At 48.1% G+C, this 724-nt stretch carries 2 protein-coding genes; both read right to left on the bottom strand.

The annotated features are described in order from the left end of the window. Window positions 1–197: carbamoyl phosphate synthase preATP-grasp domain-containing protein (locus ACWHAR_RS26915; RefSeq protein WP_452088408.1), on the bottom strand; the 197-nt coding region annotated here is incomplete at its 3' end. After that, window positions 190–724 (bottom strand): carbamoyl phosphate synthase small subunit (locus tag ACWHAR_RS26910; protein ID WP_452088407.1); only part of this gene is annotated, 535 nt, incomplete at its 5' end. The genes ACWHAR_RS26915 and ACWHAR_RS26910, both read right to left, overlap by 8 nt.

The raw sequence follows: 724 nt of genomic DNA, 5'->3' as shown, positions 1-724 counted from the left end.
AAATAAATTTCATCAGCGAAGGCTTCATCAGTCATAATTGTCGCCGGATTGCTGTTGACGAGAATGACCCGGTAGCCCTCCTCCTTCAGCGCGATGCACCCTTGAGTGCCTGAATAATCAAATTCAGCCGCCTGCCCGATGATGATCGGGCCTGAGCCGATTACTAATATGCTTGAAATACTGGTGTCTTTAGGCATGCGCGATTTCTCTCCTTGCTGGTATCACATTCTTTAGATAATCATCAAAAATCCATTCGCTTTCCGCAGGTCCGGGATGGGCTTCCGGGTGGAATTGAACACTCATGACAGGCAGTTTTTTATGGGCAAGCCCTTCAACTGACGTATCATTGACATGATGAAACCTGATCGTGAGCTCTTCTTCATTAATCGACTGTTCATCAACCACATAACTGTGGTTTTGGCTTGTCATAAAGACCCGTTTCGTCTCACGGTCGATGACCGGATGATTAGCTCCCCTGTGCCCGAATGGCAGCTTAAAAGTATTCCCTCCAAACGCGAGCGCGATCAGCTGATGTCCGAGACAAATGCCGAGAGTCGGAAAGCGGCTGATGATGCTTTTGATCTTTCCTAAATATGGCTGGATTGCTTTCGGATCTCCAGGTCCGTTCGATAGCACAATGCCATCGGGTTTGATGTTGTATACGGCCTCCATTTGCTGGTATGGCACCACGGTAACCTTGCAGCCTCGTTTGACAAGTGATGAT

It is taken from the genome of Bacillus sp. LR--39 (assembly GCF_053613335.1).
This window is presented reverse-complemented; position numbering and strand designations above follow the sequence as displayed.